Origin of the sequence: Pseudomonas sp. MWU16-30322 (assembly GCF_020515535.1) — a bacterium.
GTDB lineage: Bacteria > Pseudomonadota > Gammaproteobacteria > Pseudomonadales > Pseudomonadaceae > Aquipseudomonas > Aquipseudomonas fluorescens_H.
Map to the genome: position 1 here is coordinate 1 of NZ_JAIWYL010000028.1, position 1,196 is coordinate 1,196.

Annotated in this window: 1 protein-coding gene; it reads right to left on the reverse strand. The window is 53.8% G+C overall.

The genetic code is table 11. The features are described from left to right. A protein-coding gene (locus LCH64_RS28180; protein ID WP_226501960.1) for an IS3 family transposase occupies positions 1-1,196 on the reverse strand; the annotation gives its coding sequence in 2 pieces (ribosomal slippage) (positions 1-869 and positions 869-1,196; 1,197 coding nt annotated over the 2 pieces). This gene is flagged as partial in the annotation.

Here is a 1,196-nt window from a genome sequence, read left to right on the forward strand (position 1 = left end):
AAACGCCCGATGCACCGCATCGGGCGTTTTGTATTTCAGGGATAAGTGCGGCCGCTCCCGGTTGTAGATTTGCACCGATTCATCCACCATTTTCACTGCATCCGCCAGGTCTTTGGGGCGATGCAGCAAAAACTCAGTCTTCAAAATCCCATTTACCCTCTCCGCCATAGCGTTCTGATAGCAATCATAACCGTCAGTCATTGAGCACCTGATTCCATGCCGGGTATGCATCCGTTGGTATAAATCGGAGCAATACTGGGCTCCGCGATCTGAATGATGAATGAGCGGTTGATTGGATTTTCGCTGACTAACAGCCTTCTGCAGCGCCCTGACCACCGACTTCGTATGCAGGCTGCTGTGCACATGATGACCCACGATTTTGCGTGAGTACGCGTCTGTTATCAGGCTAACGTAAGCGACACTTTCCCGCGTTGGGAGATAGGTAATGTCTGCGACCCAAACCTGCTCAGGTCTGCTGGCTACAACTTGTTCCGGGCCAGCTTTGAGTAGGTTGGGGTGACGGCGGAAGCGATGATGGCTATGCGTGGTTTTATGATAAGCGCGTTTGCGAGGAACCAGCTCTCGCGCCTCTCGCAAGATAGAAAACAGGCGGTCTCGACCGACACGTAGCGCCGCTGCGGCTTCAATTGCCATCAGGTGGTGCAGTTTACGCGTCCCAAGCCTCGGCTGGCGCCGACGCTTTTCCAGAACGAATTCCACTACCTGCTGGTCTTGGCAAACTCTCGCGTCAAAGGCTCGGTTGCGCTTGTAATACGCTTGGCGCGAAATGCCCATAAACAGGCAAGCCCTGGTAATGCTCAGGTCTTGGATTTGCCCTTGCGAGAGGACTTGCCGGGTCGCTTTTTTACGATGGACACACCGTAATCATTTTTCAAGACGTTCACGACAGCTTCAAAGAACTGGGCCTTCTGATTGCTCAGCGCCAACTGTTCTTCAAGCTCTTTGATCCGCTGTTCGGGTGTCAGCGGTAGGTTGGGGTCGGTCATCGGCCTGCTCCGCGGCGCTCGGATTGAGGCGCCTTGGCTCCAGTCCTGTCGGCCATGCTTGCGTAACCAAACCAGTACCGTGGACCGGCCTTGAATGCCAAAGCGCCGTTGAGCCTCTTTATAACTCAACTCGCCTTTTTCGACTTGATCTACGACTGACAATTTAAAAGCTAGCGTGTAGTCGCGCTG